Annotated in this window: 11 protein-coding genes; 3 read left to right on the top strand and 8 right to left on the bottom strand. The window is 71.2% G+C overall.

Annotation, left to right across the window (positions count from 1 at the left end):
* Positions 1 to 64: 64 nt before the first annotated feature.
* A complete protein-coding gene (locus J5X86_RS13435) occupies positions 65 to 1,021 on the bottom strand; it encodes an NAD(P)-dependent alcohol dehydrogenase (RefSeq protein WP_208516969.1) in 957 nt (318 codons plus the stop codon).
* A 90-nt stretch (positions 1,022 to 1,111) separates the two neighbouring features.
* On the opposite strand from J5X86_RS13435, the gene J5X86_RS13440 reads away from it, so the two are divergent.
* On the top strand, positions 1,112 to 1,795 hold the full coding sequence (locus J5X86_RS13440) for a TetR/AcrR family transcriptional regulator (RefSeq protein WP_208516970.1): 684 nt from the start codon (positions 1,112 to 1,114) through the stop codon (positions 1,793 to 1,795).
* Position 1,796: 1 nt separating this feature from the next.
* On the opposite strand, the gene J5X86_RS13445 is transcribed toward J5X86_RS13440, so the two are convergent.
* Both J5X86_RS13445 and J5X86_RS13450 read right to left on the bottom strand, forming a co-directional pair.
* Positions 1,797 to 2,312 carry a CAP domain-containing protein gene (locus J5X86_RS13445; RefSeq protein WP_208516971.1) on the bottom strand — a complete coding sequence of 172 codons (516 nt, stop codon included), beginning with the start codon at positions 2,310 to 2,312 and terminating at the stop codon, positions 1,797 to 1,799.
* A 348-nt stretch (positions 2,313 to 2,660) separates the two neighbouring features.
* Positions 2,661 to 4,352 carry a phospholipid carrier-dependent glycosyltransferase gene (locus tag J5X86_RS13450; RefSeq protein ID WP_208516972.1) on the bottom strand — a complete coding sequence of 564 codons (1,692 nt, stop codon included), beginning with the start codon at positions 4,350 to 4,352 and terminating at the stop codon, positions 2,661 to 2,663.
* Between the two features lie 227 nt (positions 4,353 to 4,579).
* Here J5X86_RS13450 and J5X86_RS13455 point away from each other — a divergent pair, with 227 nt between their 5' ends.
* Positions 4,580 to 6,148 (top strand): MDR family MFS transporter, encoded by a 1,569-nt coding sequence (locus J5X86_RS13455; protein WP_208516973.1) that lies wholly within the window; start codon positions 4,580 to 4,582, stop codon positions 6,146 to 6,148.
* A 15-nt stretch (positions 6,149 to 6,163) separates the two neighbouring features.
* On the opposite strand, the gene J5X86_RS13460 is transcribed toward J5X86_RS13455, so the two are convergent.
* The 5 genes from J5X86_RS13460 to J5X86_RS13480 form a co-directional block, all read right to left on the bottom strand.
* Positions 6,164 to 9,037, bottom strand: a complete 2,874-nt coding sequence (locus J5X86_RS13460; RefSeq protein ID WP_208516974.1) for an NHLP bacteriocin export ABC transporter permease/ATPase subunit — start codon at positions 9,035 to 9,037, stop codon at positions 6,164 to 6,166.
* 1 nt (position 9,038) lies between these two features.
* A complete protein-coding gene (locus J5X86_RS13465) occupies positions 9,039 to 11,321 on the bottom strand; it encodes an NHLP family bacteriocin export ABC transporter peptidase/permease/ATPase subunit (RefSeq protein WP_374229247.1) in 2,283 nt (760 codons plus the stop codon).
* The gene (locus J5X86_RS13470; protein ID WP_208516975.1) at positions 11,318 to 12,124 is read right to left on the bottom strand and encodes an HlyD family efflux transporter periplasmic adaptor subunit; all 807 of its coding nucleotides are present in this window, start codon (positions 12,122 to 12,124) and stop codon (positions 11,318 to 11,320) included. Before J5X86_RS13470 ends, J5X86_RS13465 begins: the two co-directional genes overlap by 4 nt.
* A gap of 104 nt (positions 12,125 to 12,228) precedes the next feature.
* Positions 12,229 to 12,447, bottom strand: coding sequence for a hypothetical protein (locus tag J5X86_RS13475; RefSeq protein WP_078638564.1), 219 nt, complete (start codon positions 12,445 to 12,447; stop codon positions 12,229 to 12,231).
* A gap of 464 nt (positions 12,448 to 12,911) precedes the next feature.
* The gene (locus tag J5X86_RS13480) at positions 12,912 to 13,931 is read right to left on the bottom strand and encodes a glutathione S-transferase family protein (RefSeq protein ID WP_208516976.1); all 1,020 of its coding nucleotides are present in this window, start codon (positions 13,929 to 13,931) and stop codon (positions 12,912 to 12,914) included.
* A 204-nt stretch (positions 13,932 to 14,135) separates the two neighbouring features.
* Between J5X86_RS13480 and J5X86_RS13485 the strand changes: the two genes are divergently transcribed.
* Positions 14,136 to 15,095 carry a DMT family transporter gene (locus tag J5X86_RS13485; protein ID WP_208516977.1) on the top strand — a complete coding sequence of 320 codons (960 nt, stop codon included), beginning with the start codon at positions 14,136 to 14,138 and terminating at the stop codon, positions 15,093 to 15,095.
* Positions 15,096 to 15,097 lie beyond the last annotated feature (2 nt).

A 15,097-nucleotide genomic window follows, 5' to 3' on the forward strand; every position in this document is an offset into this window, starting at 1 on the left:
CCAATATACGCTGAGAAACGCCCCGGCCGTCAAGGCGGCCGGGGCGTTTCTCTGTTTTATGGCCTCACACCACCTGGATGACGTGTTTGCCGCGGACACCCCCGGCTTCCATGGCGCGGTGGGCCTCTCCCACGCCGGAGAGCGGATGGACGGTGTCGATGACCGGCCGGATGGCCCCCTTCTCCACATACGCGGCAAGGTCCGCGAAGAGCTCATGCGTGGGATTGCCGGAGAAGGCCCGCACCCGCCGTGAGCCGTGCAGGGTGGAGACGAGGATGGAGCCCAGCGAAGACAGCGGACGGTCTGCGAAGGCGATGGACACCATGCGACCGCCGGGCGACAGCAGCCCGCGGTAGGCGCCGAGCCCGGTGCCCACTGTGTCCAGTACGGCGTCGAAGGGGCCGAGGGCGGTCGGCCCGGTGGTCCGGTAGTCATGGGCCTCATCGGCGCCGAGCTCCCGGACGAAGTCGAGGGCTCCCGCTCCGGCGAGCGCGGTGACATGGGCACCGAGCGCGTGTCCGAGCTGCACGGCGACGCTGCCGACACCGCCGGCCGCCCCACGCACCAGCAGCCGCTCACCGCTCCGCAAGCCGATCTTGTCGCGCAGCGCCGTGATGGCCGTGGTGCCGACGCCGGGCAGGGCAGCGGCCCGGACCAGATCGATACCGTCGGGCGCGAAGGAGAGCTGACGTGGCCGGACGGCCACGTACTCGGCGGCCGCCCCGAACGTCCCGCGCGGCGTCGCCCCCCACACCCGGTCGCCCATCGCGAGATGGCTCACGGAGGAACCTACCTCGGCGACCTCCCCGGCGATGTCGATGCCGGTGCCCTGGGGGAACTTCCGCCCGGTCACCAGCTTCAGCTTGCCCGCCCGGCCCAAGAGCTCGCCACCGTTCACGCTCGTGGCGTGCACCCGCACCAGCACCTCCCGCGGACCGGCCACCGGCTTGGGCAGCGTGCCCTCGTACAGCACCTCGGGAGGTCCGTACCGGTCGTATCGCGCCGCGCGCATCTCACTCATCGCCCTCATCGTCCCTTTCGCATATCGGGGTGGCCGCCACGCTAATGCGCACAAAGGGTCGAACCGCCGGGTCGGCGTAATGTAAGAAACATGCCTTCCCGCGTCTCTCACATAGCGCCCGCCACCGGGGATCCCGCCGTCCAGGGCTCAGGGTTGCGGTCCGACGCGGAGTCCAACCGCCGACGCGTCCTCGATGCGGCCCGGGCGCTGTTCGTCTCGCGCGGGCTCGATGTGCCGATGGCCACCATCGCCCGTCATGCCCGGGTCGGGGTGGCCACGCTCTACCGGCGCTTCCCCACCCGCGAGGCGCTGGTCACGGCGGTGTTCTCGGACGAGTTCGCCGCCTGCGCGACGGCCGTCGACGACGCCCTGGCCGACGAGGACGCGTGGCGGGCCTTCCGCCGGACCATCGAGACGGTGTGTGCCTCACAGGCACATGACCGGGGGTTCAACGACGCTCTCCTGTCGTCGCATCCCGACACGGCAGGCTTCGAGCGGGAGCGGCTGCGCATCGAAGAGGGCTTCGCCGAGGTGGTCCGGCGCGCCAAGGCCGCGGGACGGCTGCGCCAGGACTTCGACGTGTCCGATCTGACCCTCGTCTTCATGGCCAACCGAGGTGTCATCGGCGACGCGGCGACGGCACCGGCCGCGTCCCGGCGGCTGGTGGCCCACCTCCTGCGGTCCTTCGAGGCGGGGCGGGCCGAGCCGGCCCGCCCCCTGCCGCCACCGGCGGCGCTGGGACTGGGCCGGCCGTACCCGGCTCGGGAGGGATGAACTACCGGGCGGCGCCGAAGTCCTGCGTCCAGTAGTGGCCGGGCTGCGCCACGCCGACGCCGATCTCCTTGAAGTCGCAGTTCAGGATGTTGGCCTTATGGCCCGGGCTGGACATCCAGCCCTCCATGACGCTCTTGGGCGACTCGTAGCCGTAGGCCACGTTCTCGCCGTAGGTGCTCCAGGAGTAGCCCGCGCGCTCGATCCGGTCACCCGGGGAGGACCCGTCGGAGCCGGTGTGCGACATATTGCTGTGGGCCGCCATGTCCTCGCTGTGGTCCTGGGCGGCCTTGGTCAGCTTCTCGTTCACGGTCAGCGGCTTACAACCGGCCTTGCTGCGCTCGCTGTTGACGAGATCCACCACCTCCTGCTGGTCGGTGGCGGCCGCGGAAGTGGCGGCGGAGGAGCCCGCGGTGGCGGACTGTGCCATCGCGGCCGAGGGAACACCCACGGCGGCCACGGCGAGGGTGGCGATGGCTATCTTGCGGCGGTGCGTCGTGCTGTTGCGGTGCTTGCTCATACGTGACCTCACACTCGGTTGAGGCCCGTCATTCTTGGAGCCGTCGCCACGCGGGGCAACACACGTGTTCGTACTACAAGGGTTCGTAGCGAGGACGGCGCTTGCGATCAGCGGCGAGACATGCTGAGCCGGTTCCGGGGAGCGCTCAGGTGGTCCGACGCCCCATCAGAAATCGCGGCAACCAGGCGAGTGGACAACCGGCCCGGAGCACCGGGGGTCGAGAGGGCGCGGAACCGGCTATTTCCGACAGAGAAGATAAAACCACTATGTCGGCTAGTCGATATGAGCCGCTACGCCCCCTTTACGACGGCGCCCGGTGTGAGAGATGTCATGACATGGCAGAGGTGGTCAGCGGCGGTAGATGGTGATCGAGTGGCCGACCTCGTCGATCGGCTCGCTGCCGTCGATCAGCGCCGCCAGCCGGCCGGTGGCCTGCGCGATCGACGAGTCCGAGACCACCAGCAGCCCGCGCACCTCCTCCGGGCGGGCCCGGCGCGGGTCGGACGCGTGGATGCCGTAGGCGGACGGCACACCGCTGCCCTTGTAGACGAGCCAGATCCGCTCGCCCCGGTATCGCTCCCGGAGGCGGTCGGCCAGCCGCCCCAGGTCCTGCCCCCAGTCGACGTTCGAGTCATGCAGCCGCAGATGGGTCCGGGACGGGCCGCCGAATGCCTCGTTGGAGTACGGCAGATAGTACGGATACGTCCGCAGCGAGCTGACCGCGACGAACAGGACCAGCCCCAGGGTGGCCCCGTACGCCCAGCGCCGCCGCACGGCCATCAGCCCGGCCGTGGCCACCGCCAGGAACATCGGCAGGAAGATGGCGTAGCGCACCCCGAGGTTGCGGGCTCCGTCGAGGGCGGCGAGCAGCAGCACGGCCGCGGGGATCAGCACATACGGCGCGGCGGGCCGCAGCCGGGGCACCACCAGCATCGTGACGCTCCCGGCCGCCCAGAGCGCCAGCATGCCAAGGGGCGTCTTCACCAGCAGCGCGACGGGCAGGTAGTACCAGAGCGACCCGAGGTAGCGGCGGCCGAGCAGAAAGCCATGCCAGGTGTCGTACTCGAAGCCGAACTGGACACGCATCCCATCGCGGTACGCCTCCGGCAGCGGCAGCAGGTCGACGGCGAGCCCGCGCAGCCCGTGGACGACTGGCACCGGCCCGGTGGGCGTCCAGCGCAGCCGGGGGTCGACCAGGAAGTAGACGGCCCACACCACGGCCACCGCGATCAGCGCCACGGCCACCGCCGCCGCCACCCCGATCCCGAGGGACCGCGCATGGCCGCGCGGTGTGCGGTCGTGGGTACGGCGGGCGTACCAGACCGAGAGCACGGCCAGGAGCAGCAGCACCGGAACCGCCGCCAGCATGCTCATCTTCGTGGCCAGGGCCGCGCCGAGCGCCACTCCCGCGAGCGGAAGATACAGCCGTGGCCGCCGCCGCGCCCGCCACAGCAGCCAGACCGACGTCAGCAGAAAACCGGCCGCCGGTACGTCGAGCGTGGCGAGGGAACCGTGCGCGATGATGTCCGGCGAGAAGGTGTACAGGGCGAGCGCCACCGCCCCACCCACGGGTCCGGCCAGCTCACGGGCGAACGCGAACACCACCAGTCCGAACAGCAGCGTCAGCGCGATCATCGGCAGCCGTGCGCACAGCATCAGCCGCCAGGGGGCGTTGCCCGTTTCGTAGAGCACATGCCGTCCGAGCGCCGTCTGGCCACCGGCGAAGGCGGCGTCGAGGTGCGGGCGTGCGAGGGCCACCCCCGCCTCGATGATGAGCTTGCCCAGCGGTGGATGCTCGGGGTTGTAGCGCACCCGGTGATGGTGCAGGGAGTCCACCGCCGTGCCGACGTACACGGGCTCGTCGATGGTCGGCGTCTGCTCCACCGCCGTGGTGACCATCGCGACCGCCATCTGAACGGGGAGCGCCACGACGGCGGCCACCACCAGCCACCGCCGATGCCGCCCCGGCCCCGCCGCCCACCGGCCCTTCGGCCCGCCGACGGTCCTGGTCACGCTGCCGATCACGCCCGCCCACCGCATAGCGACAGACGCTAACGCCCTCGTGCCACCGCACAGGGCATCCGCCGGGAAACTCGAGCGAACTCCGCAATCCGAACCGTGCCATCCGGGGGTCGTGCTGGCCGTCGGAGTGCATCCGCAGCGTGTGCTCGCGGAGGGCTTCGGGGATTTTTGTCCGGTGTGCTCTTCTGATCGGGGCCCGCCTGAGCACCCCCGCGCCGAGCGCGTTGAGAAGGAAGTGATCAGCCATGTCCGTATCCGACGCACCGCCGTCCGGCAGTCCCGCCCCGCCGGAGACCGCCCCGAAGAACGTCCGTCCGGCCCTGCTCGGTGTGCTGCTCGCGATGCTGCTGTCGATGCTCGACTCCACGATCGTCGGCACCGCGATGCCGACGATCGTGGGCGATCTCGGCGGCCTGGAGCACATCTCCTGGGTGGTGACCGCCTACACCCTGGCCACCGCCGCCTCCACCCCCGTCTGGGGCAAGTTCGGCGATCTGTACGGCCGCAAGCACATGTACCTGATCGCCGTCGTCGTCTTTGTGCTCGGCTCGGCGCTGTCCGGCGCGGCCCACTCGATGACCCAGCTGATCGTCTTCCGGGCGCTGCAGGGCCTGGGCGCGGGCGGGATCGGCGCCGGCGCCTTCGCGCTGATCGCCTCGCTGGCACCGCCCCGGGAGCGGGGCCGCTACCAGGGCATGACCGCCTCCATCATGGCCATCGGCACCATCGGCGGCCCGTTGCTGGGCGGCTTCGTCACCGGCCATCTCGGCTGGCGCTGGGCCTTCTTCATCAATCTGCCGCTCGGTGTCCTCACCCTGGTCTGGTGTCAGCTGATGCTGCGGCTGCCCGCCACCCGCGTCAAGGCCCGTATCGACTGGCCGGGCATCACCGTGATGACGGCGACCGTCTGCGCCCTGACCCTGGCCGCCACCTGGGCCGGCTCCACCTACCCGTGGACCTCATGGCAGATCCTGGGCCTGTTCGCCCTGGCCGCGGTGGGCGTGGCCGCCTTCGTGGCCCGGCAGCGGCGCGCGGCCGAACCGCTCATGCCGCTGCGCATCTTCACCGGGCACCGCAACTTCGCCCTGGCGTCCTCGCTGATCCTGGTGGGCGGGGTGGTCATGTTCGGCTGCTCGCTGTATCTGCCGCTGTACCAGCAGACCGTCCAGGGTGTCTCCGCCTCCCGCTCCGGGCTGCTGCTGCTCCCCCTGATGATCCCCGTGGTGATCATGTCCCAGGTCGGCGGCAAGGTCATGTCCGCCACCGGCCGGTACAAGATCTTCCCCATCGTCGGCACCGTCTGCATGGCCGTCGGCCTGTTCCTGCTGGCCACCATGGACACCACGACCTCCCGCGCGGCCACCGGGTGCTTCATGGCCCTGGTGGGCACGGGCATGGGTTGCCAGATGCAGATGGTCACCACGATCGCGCAGAACAGTGTGGAGATGCGCGACATGGGCGCCGCCTCCGCGTCGGTCACCCTGTTCCGCACCATCGGCGGCTCCCTGGGCGTCGCGGTCTTCGGTTCGCTCTTCACCAGCGCCGTCCAGGGCCACGCGCCCGCCGGGGCGGAGACGGGCGAGGTCCAGCCCGACCCGGCGGCGCTGGCCCGGCTGCCGCAGGCCGCCAGGGACGGCTATCTCCATGCGGTCGCCACCGGCACCCAGCAGATCTTCCTGACCGCTGCCGTCGTCTGCACCGTGGCCTTCATCGCCGCCCTGTGCGTCCAGGAGGTCCCGCTGCGGGGGCGGTCCGGCCCGGTGGCCCAGCCGCACAAGGCCGAGGAGGAGGCCGCCAGCCCGGCCGCCCCGTAGCCCCGCGGAGCCTGACTAGGTCATCTGGCGCCGCACCAACTCGTGCAGCTTTCCGCCCGGGACGGCCATCAGCTCGGCCGGGGCGCCCTGCTCCACGATCCGGCCGTCCTCCATGACCAGCACGCGGTCGGCGTCCATGACGGTCGACAGCCGGTGCGCGATCACCAGCCGACTGGCGTGGAGACGGCGGGTGCTGTCGATGACGATGCGCTGGGTCTCGTTGTCCAGGGCGCTGGTGGCCTCGTCGAAGAAGAGGACGCGCGGACGGCGGATCAGGGCCTGGGCGATCATCAGCCGCTGGCGCTGGCCGCCGGAGATGGCGCCGCTGCCGGAGATCATGGTCTGGAGCCCCATGGGCATCTGGCGGATGTCCTCGGCCAGACCCGACAGTTCGGCGGCCTCCATGGCCTCCTCGGGGGTGAACGGCTCGGCGCCGCGGATGCAGTCGAGCACCGTGCCGCCCAGGGGCTGGGCGTTCTGGAGGACCACCCCGCACTGGCGGCGCACGGCCGCCTGGTCGAGGGCGGCGAGGTCCTGGCCGTCGTAGAGCACACTGCCGGATACCGGCCGTTCGAAGCCGATGAGCAACCGCAGCAGGGTCGACTTGCCGCAGCCGCTCGGGCCGACGACAGCCACGAATTCGCCCGGCCGGATCTCCAGTGAGACATCGTCGAGCACGAGCGGGCCGTCATCGCCGTAGCGGAAGGTGAGGTTTCTGGCCCGGAGGTCACCGGAGAGCATCCCCGGCTGGGCACTGCCGCCGCGGACCTCGGGCGGCTCGTCCAGGATCGGCTTGACCTGCTCGAACATGGGCAGCACCGCGACCACCGAGACCAGGGCATTGGTGAGCTGCGTGAGGGAGGTGAGCAGCATGGTCACGGAGGTGTTGAAGGTCAGAAAGGCCCCCGCCGACATGCTGCCCCGTGCCGGACCGGCCAGCAGCATGAACACCGTGAGGGAGACCAGCGGAAGGTAGACGGCGTCCAGCACCTGGGTGAGGTTTTTGATGCGCCCGGTGCGCTGGTGCAGATCGCGGGAGTGGGCGAAGCCACGGGCCCAGGCCGCGTAGGCGAAGTTCTCGGCCGCGGCGACTCGTAGCTTGGGCAGACCGCGCAGGGTCTGGAACGCCTGGTTGTTGAGCTTGTTCTCGCTCTCCACCAGCCGTCGCTGCCAGCGCACCTGCCACAGCCCCATCCCGAGGAAGACCCCGGAGACCACGAGCAGTACGGCGATCACCGCGAGCGCCAGGGAGGCGCTGTAGTACAGCAGCAGGGCGAGGTTCATCGCGCCCACGGTGCCGGCCTGGAGGACCGTCGGGGCGATCCCGGACAGCACTCTGCGCATGGTGCTGATGCCCATCGCCGCGCTGGCCAGCTCTCCGGTGGAGCGCTGGGCGAAGAAGGTGGTGGGCAGCCGCAGCAGCCGGTCCCACACCGCGGGCTGGAGGGTGGACTCCAGCCGCCCCTCGAGACGCAGCAGGGTCAGGTTCTGCAGCAGCATGAAGGCGGCCGCGACGACGCTGGAGACGATCAGTGCCAGGGAGATCTGGACGATGGGGCTCTTCTCGGCGCGGGGCACGAAGCCGCCCAGCACCTGGCCGGTGGCGAGCGGCACCAGCGCCCCGAGCGCCACCGTCACCAGCCCGCCGATCAGGAGGTTGCGAACGTCCCCGGTGGCGCCGCGCACACTGAAGCGCATCAGCCGCCACATCGTCATCGGGCGGTCGGGGAGCGGACGGTAGAACATCACGGCCCGCGGCTCGAACTCCTCCGCGTTGCCCCCGCCGACGCGGATCCGCAGGCCCGAGGCGGGGTTGACCGCCTCGTACCGGCCGCGCCGCCACAGCAGCGCCACCGGGGCCCCGGACTTGGCGCGGTAGCCCACCAGCGGTCCGGCGTCCTCCCGCCACCAGCCGCCCTCCAGCCGGACGGCGCGGGTGCGGATCCGGGCGTGGGCGGCGATGCGCTCCACCGGATCCGTACGGTCCTCGGTGGCGCGGCCCCTCGGCGGTTCGGGCAGGGTGATCCCGGCGGCCTCCGCCACCCGGCGGCACACCGCGTGCACCGCGTCGTCGGTGCTCTCCTCCGACGGCCGCCGCTCCCGCCGCTGCCCTCCGATGGAGGCGATCAGCGCCTGGTCGGCGCGGGTGCGCACGGCCTCACCGGCCCGGATACCGGCCGCGGTGCGGTCCGCGTGGGCCCGCTCCATGGTCTCGATCCAGCGGTCCACCGCGGTGCCGAGGCGGTACTGCTGGTTGACCATCCGCTGCCACAGCGCGCCGTCGATCAGCAGGTCACCGGCGGCCTGGGCGCTGTATTCGGCGCCGTAGCGCACACTGCCGGGCGGCACCGGCAGCCAGAGCAAGTCCTCGTCGGCCGCCTCCGCCTCGGGCGCGGCCCCGCCGTCCAGCGGAGCCTGGAAGAGGACGCCGAGGCTGCGGCTCACCCCGAGCGCCACGGCGTGCTCCAGCGGGGTGGGCGGAGTGTCCTGGAATCCGCCGCCCCCGTAGGTGCCGTACGGGTCGTGGGTCTGGCCCGTGCCGTACGCGTCGTACGCCTCCGGGCGGTACAGCTCGCGCAGCGGGATACGGCGCACCAGGCAGTCCTGCGAGGGCCGGCCCAGCAGGGTGTGGCGGGGCCCCTCGACCGGGCCCGGGAGCGCGGCGCCCGTCTCCAGCCGGCCGAGGAAGTGCCACTGCCCCTCCTCCGCGGCGTCGACCGCGAACAGGTCCAGGGCTCCGCCGACGACGAGCCAGAGCACCTGCGGGCCCTCCAGCGGGAGGCTGCGCAGCCCGGCGCAGTCGACGGGCGTGCCGAGGGCGCCCAGCGCCTGGACCACCGCGTCGCCGCCGTCCGCGGTCACCGCCGCGGCCGGGTGAACGGACGCCATGTCAGTGCTCCTTCATCAGCTCGGCGTACGGCCCTCCGGCGGCGGCGAGGTCCTCGTGCCGTCCGCGTTCGACGACCGTGCCGCGGTTCAGGACGAGGATCTCGTCGCTGTCCCGCACGGTGCTGAGCCGGTGGGCGATCACCACACACGCACAGCCGCGGCGGCGCAGGTTGTCCATGACGATCTGCTCGGTCCGCGCGTCCAGGGCGCTGGTGACCTCGTCCAGGACCAGCACGCTGGGGCGGCGCACCAGGGCGCGGGCGATCTCCAGCCGCTGCCGCTGGCCGCCGGAGAAGTTGCGGCCGTCCTGCTCCACCCGGCAGTGGATCCCCTCCGGGCGCCGTGTGATCACATCGTCGTAGAGCGCGGCGTCCCGCAGGGCCTCCACCACCGCCTCGTCCGGGATCGACGGGTCCCAGAGCGCCACGTTGTCCCGCACCGTGCCTTCGAAGAGGAAGACGTCCTGGTCGACGAAGGAGACCGAGGCGGCCAGCGCACCGCGGGGGATGTCCTCCAGGCGCTGTCCGTCGATGCGGATGACCCCCTCCCAGGGGGCGTAGAGGCCGGAGACCAGCCGGGAGACAGTGGACTTGCCGCTGCCGGAGGCGCCGACCAGCGCCGCCTGGCGGCCGGGGCCGACGGAGAGCGAGAAGTCGCGCAGCAGCGGTTCGTCCAGCGGGCTGTAGCCGAAGGTGATGTTCTCCAGTGTCACCTGCCCGGTCAGCCGGCGGGTGTCCTCGCGCGGCTCGTCGCGGGTGTAGAGGGAGTCCACCGGGAAGTTCTCCACGTCCTTGAGCCGGGTCACATCGGCGGAGAAGTCCTGGATGCGTCCGGCCACTCCGTTGAGCCGGGTGATGGGCGCGGTGAAGCGGGTCACCAGCGCCTGGAAGGCCACCAGCAGACCGATGGAGATATGTCCCTCGACGGCCCGCAGCCCGCCGATCCAGAGAATGAGGGCGCTGTTGAGCGTGGCGAGGGTGGGGGCGACCACGGCCAGTACGGCGCTGGGCACGCCGAGGCGCTGCTGCTCCTCCAGGGTGATGGCGTGCTGTCCGGCCCAGCGGCGGAAGTAGCCGGTCTCCCCGCCGGTGGCCTTCACCGTCTCGATGAGCTGGAGACCGGTGTACGAGGTGGTGGTCAGCCGCGCGGTGTCGGCCCGCAGCTTCTGGGTCCTGGTGGCCCGCAGCCGCACCACCACCCGTATCGCCACCACGTTGAGCAGCGCCAACCCGACGCCGACGAGGGTGAGTTGGGGGTCGTAGGTCCACAGCAGAAAGGCGTAGAGCACCACGACGATCCCGTCGACGGCCGCGGCGGCCAGATCGCGGGCGAGCGTTTCGGCGACGGTGTCGTTGGAGCGCAGCCGCTGGACCAGGTCGGCCGGGCTGCGCTGGGCGAAGAAGGTGACGGGCAGCCGCAGCAGATGCCGCAGGAACCGCGCGCTGCTGAGGGTGGAGGAGATGATGCGTCCGCGCAGCAGGTTCGCCTGCTGGACGCCGGTCAGTACGGCGGTGAGCACCACCGCCACGGCCATGGACGCGAACAGCGGCTCCAGCGTCGAGTCCTGGCCGCCGATCAGGAAGGTGTCGATGAAGGTGCGGCTGAGCGCCGGGACCGCGGCCCCCACCGCCACCAGCAGCAGGCTGGCCAGCAGCGAGGCCAGCAGGGTGCCCGTGGTGCCGCGCATGCGCGGCGGCAGGGCGCCCATTACCCCGGGACGGCGCCCGCCCCGGCGGAAGGAGTCCTCGGGTTCGAGGACCAGGACCACACCGGTGAAGCTGGTGTCGAACTCCTCGACGGGGACGAAACGGCGCCCCTTGTCGGGGTCGTTGATGTGGACGCCGCGCTTGCCGAACCGCCGCCCCATGCCGTCGTAGACGACGTAGTGGTTGAACTCCCAGAACAGGATCGCCGGGGCCTTGACCTCCGCGAGGGCCTCGGGCTCCATCTGCATGCCCTTGGCGCGCAGACCGTAGCTCCGGGCGGCCTTGAGCAGATTGCTGGCGCGCGATCCGTCCCGGGAGACACCGCAGGCGATCCGCAGCTCCTCCAACGGCACATGGCGCCCGTAGTGGCCGAGCACCATGGCGAGCGACGCCGCACCGCATTCCAGGGCCTCCATCTGGAGCACGGTGGGGGTGCGCACGGTCCGGCGCCGGGTCTTCCTCGGCCCGGCTCCGCCACGTGGGGCGCGGCGCCGTCCGCGGGCCGGCTGGGGGCGGCGCGCTCCGCTGCTTCCGGCGGGTGCGGGCCGGGGCGGTCCGCCCTGGTTGGTCGCGGTCACGGGAGCAGCCAATCGCTGGGATGTTGGTCGGCCAGATGGACGGTGCCGCTGGTCAGGGTCATGGAGCCGAGGGCGAACGGCGGGCCTTCGGGGGACGACCAGCGGTAGCCGGAGCGGGTGCCGGAGCTGCGCTTGAGGCGCACCTGGACGGCGACCGGCGGGCCGTGCTTCGAGAACTCCTCGCCGAGTTGCTCACTGCCGAGGTAGGAGCCGATCTGCTGGCTCGACTGGGCGGTCCGGCCGACGGCCCGCACTTCACCGCGGAGCACACCGTAGGTCTGCGTGGGCGCCGACTGCACACTGAGGTCGACCGACGCGCCCGGCCGCACCGAGGCCGCCCGGTCCGCGGGTATGTACAGGGTCGCGACCAGGGGATCGCCGGAGTGGCCGACCCGCTCCACGGAGGCGACGTTGGCGCCGGTGTTCAGCACGGAGCCGATCGAGGCGGTGAGGGTGGTGAGCCGGCCGCCCGCGATGGTGCGCACGACCGTGGTGCCACGGGTGGTGCGGACCTTCAGCAGTGGTGCGCCCGCCGGGAGGGTGCTGCCCTCCTGGGCGAGGACGGAGGTCACCTGGCCGGCGATCGGGCTCTGCAGCACATAGCTGCCCTGGCCGTGGGTGAGGATCCCGGTGGCATCAAGGGTGTTGGACACGGTGCCGGTGACGGCCCATACGGCGGCACCGGCCATGACCGCCATCGTGACCGCCAGCGCCAGCCATCCCTGGGGGCGGGCATAGCGCACCGGCAGGTCGATGTCCTCTGCCGACTGCAGCTTGGAGAGGGCCTGCTGGCGGAACTGCACGAGAGTCTTTCCTCAGCCGCGAAGGGAGTGATCAAAGGGGGCCGCGGACCGCCGAGTGCCCCGGACCAGGCAGGCCCGGGGCACAGGGGAGCGGTAAATCAGCCTCAGAGGGTGCCGACGACCCCACCGACGATGCCGGTGGTGTTCAGGCCGGTGAGGCCGTCAACCGTGCCGGTGACGGTGCCGAGGGCGCCGGTCACCGGGCCGGTGACGGAGTCGACGGTGCCGAGGACGTCGCCCACGGGGCTGCCGATCCCGCCCGCCACGTTGTCCAGCTCGGCGTCGGAGATCTCCTGGGTCGCGACCTTGGGCGCGTTGTTCATTGTTGCGTCTCCCTTGGGTGAACGTCTCGTTGAGCTTGCAACAGCGCACGGGAACCGAGGGGAATCAGCTCCCGCGGCATGATCACGGGATGCCCGGAGGAGACCGGGCTCCGTGAAATGCCTGAACGCGGAAGGGATGTAACCACGGGGTCCGCCACGCGGCGAATCACCCACGGTCCGGAACCGGGCATTCCGCCACTTTCAGATCACACGACGGACACATTCGCGCACCTCACCGACGCCGTTCCCTCACAGAAAGGCCATCGACCTCACGTGGTATCGCATCCCTCGGGCGATGTGACGCGCGTCATTTCGGGTCGGACCGTCAGGGCCGGGGCCGAGGTGGCGCATGAGCCGGGTGGCACACATGCCGTCTGTGTAACAGCTGTGCCGATCGCTTGAAGACCGGGCGAACAAGGCCGCATACGAGGACGTGGCGGCACGGGAATACGACATGTGCGATTTCAGACCGCCCGGCCCGCCTGCGGTACCACCTCGCCGTCCGGCACCGGTCCGGGTGCGGTGCCGTCGCCGAACGGGCGCCCGCCCAGTTCCGCACGGTGATGCGGGGTCAGCCAGCCGGAAAGGTCGGGGCCGAGCGGAACGATGCCGCGGGGGTTGATGTTGGTGTGCACCTGGTAGTAGTGGCGCTTGATGTGGTCGAAGTCGACGGTGTCCCCGAAACCCGGTGTCTGGAAGAGGTCACGGACGTAAGCCCACAGCACCGGATCCTCGCTGAGCTTGTTGCGGTTGCACTTGAAGTGGCCGTGGTAGACGGCGTCGAAGCGGACCAGCGTGGTGAACAGCCGGATGTCGGCCTCGGTGATGGTGTCGCCGACCAGATAGCGGCGCGTGGACAGCCGCTCGGACAGCTCGTCGAGGCGGGCGAAGAGACGTCGGTACGCGTCGTCGTAGGTGTCCTGGTGCTCGGCGAACCCCGCCCGGTACACACCGTTGTTCACATCGCGGTAGACCCCCTCCGCCACGTCGTCGATCTCGTCGCGGTGCTCCTCGGGGTACAGGTCCGGGGCGCCCTCGCGCTGGAGGGCGGTCCATTCGGTGGCGAGGTCCAGGGTGATCCGGTGGAAGTCGTTGGTGACCAGCGCTCCACTGGGGACGTCCACGACCGCGGGCACGCTCACCCCGCCCGGATATCCGGTCTCGCGGGCGTCGTACGCCTCACCGAGGAAGGCGATGCCCAGCACCGGGTCCCGGTCCCCCGGGTCCAGGGTGAAGCGCCAGCTGCGCTCGTCCTGGATGGGATCGGTGATGGCCAGCGAGAGGGCCGGCTCCAGGCCGAGCAGCCGCCGTGAGATCAGCGCCCGGCTCGCCCACGGGCAGGCCCGGCTGGCCACCAGCCGATAGCGCCCGGCCTCCACCGGCCAGCCGTCCCGGCCGTCGGCGGTGATCCGGTCGGCGAAGTGCGGCCCAGATCGGCGGAACTCCTTGCGCTCGCTGGGTGTCTCCTGGTCAGCGGTGTTCAACGGGACCACCTACCACCTTCCGAAGCGGGAACCGTCGTGAACGGTCCATGTCACGGGTTGCCCTCCGCGGCCTGGATGCCACAGATGACACCTACTCGGTTCCACGCCCCGGGAAGGCGTATTCCTCACGGATCGGACAGAGTGGCCCTACGGGGGCGCACCAGCGTTCAAGACCGGAGGCCGGGCCGGGGGCAGGGTCGGGGCATGCCTGAGAACAAGGGCTGGAAGAGCCCGTATCTCCTGCTCACGGTCACCATGCTGCTGTGGGGCAGCGCCTTCTCCAGTTCCAAGTCGGTGGTCGCCCAGATGCCGCACACCGTGGCGGCGCTGCTGCGCTTCGGCGGCGGGGCCGTAGCCCTGCTGGCGGCCGTGGCGCTCTTCGGCAGACCGGCCGCCCCGGCTTCCGCGCGCGGTGGCGGGCGGGCCGCGCTCGCGGGTCTCCTGGGGGTCTTCGCCTACAACGGCTTCTTCTTCTGGGGGCTGTCGCTGGCACCCTCGCTCGACGCGGGAATCCTCATCCCCGTCCTGAGCCCGGTGCTCACCAGCGCCTTTCTTCTGGTCACCGGCCGTGACCGGCCCTCCGGCGCACGGCTGGCGGGGCTCGCGCTCGGGCTCGCCGGGGCAGTGGTGTTCTTCTTCGGCGCGGGCGGCAGCGCGCACGGCGGCGCCACCCGGCTGACGGGCGATCTGCTCTATCTGCTCAGCGCGGTGTGCTGGGCCGCGTACACGCTCATCGGGCCCCGGGTGCTGGCCGGTGTCGATCCGCTGCGCGCCACCACCTACGCGACGTGTGCGGGGGCGGTGCTGCTGGGGGCGCTCGCCGTACCCGATCTCGGCGATACGCACTGGAGTGAGCTGCCGGCCGGCCTCTGGCTGAACGTGGTGTTCCTCGCCATCGGCCCGGCCGCCGTCGCCAATCTCCTCTACTACCGAGGAGTGGGCGCGGTGGGTCCCGCGTCGGCGTCCTTGATGATGTTCATGGTCCCGGTGATCAACACCGTGTGCGCCGTGCTCGTCCTTGGCGAGTCCTTCGGCGGTCTGCAGGCGCTGGGCGCCCTGGTGCTGCTGTCGGGTGCGGTGCTCGCCGTCACCCGGGGACGCGGACCGGCACGTCCCCGAGCGGGTACCGCGCCCACCGCGGGAAAGAAGCCCTCGGAGCTGTGAGG

The sequence above is a fragment of the Streptomyces sp. NEAU-YJ-81 genome, from assembly GCF_017592595.1.
In the GTDB taxonomy this organism is placed as follows: domain Bacteria; phylum Actinomycetota; class Actinomycetes; order Streptomycetales; family Streptomycetaceae; genus Streptomyces; species Streptomyces hygroscopicus_B.

Bases quoted from the DNA above. Each gene is read 5' to 3' on its own strand.
- J5X86_RS13435 (WP_208516969.1), bottom strand. From the start codon at position 1,021: ATGAGTGAGATGCGCGCGGCGCGATACGACCGGTACGGACCTCCCGAG.
- J5X86_RS13440 (WP_208516970.1), top strand. From the start codon at position 1,112: ATGCCTTCCCGCGTCTCTCACATAGCGCCCGCCACCGGGGATCCCGCC.
- J5X86_RS13445 (WP_208516971.1), bottom strand. From the start codon at position 2,312: ATGAGCAAGCACCGCAACAGCACGACGCACCGCCGCAAGATAGCCATC.
- J5X86_RS13450 (WP_208516972.1), bottom strand. From the start codon at position 4,352: ATGCGGTGGGCGGGCGTGATCGGCAGCGTGACCAGGACCGTCGGCGGG.
- J5X86_RS13455 (WP_208516973.1), top strand. From the start codon at position 4,580: ATGTCCGTATCCGACGCACCGCCGTCCGGCAGTCCCGCCCCGCCGGAG.
- J5X86_RS13460 (WP_208516974.1), bottom strand. From the start codon at position 9,037: ATGGCGTCCGTTCACCCGGCCGCGGCGGTGACCGCGGACGGCGGCGAC.
- J5X86_RS13475 (WP_078638564.1), bottom strand. From the start codon at position 12,447: ATGAACAACGCGCCCAAGGTCGCGACCCAGGAGATCTCCGACGCCGAG.
- J5X86_RS13485 (WP_208516977.1), top strand. From the start codon at position 14,136: ATGCCTGAGAACAAGGGCTGGAAGAGCCCGTATCTCCTGCTCACGGTC.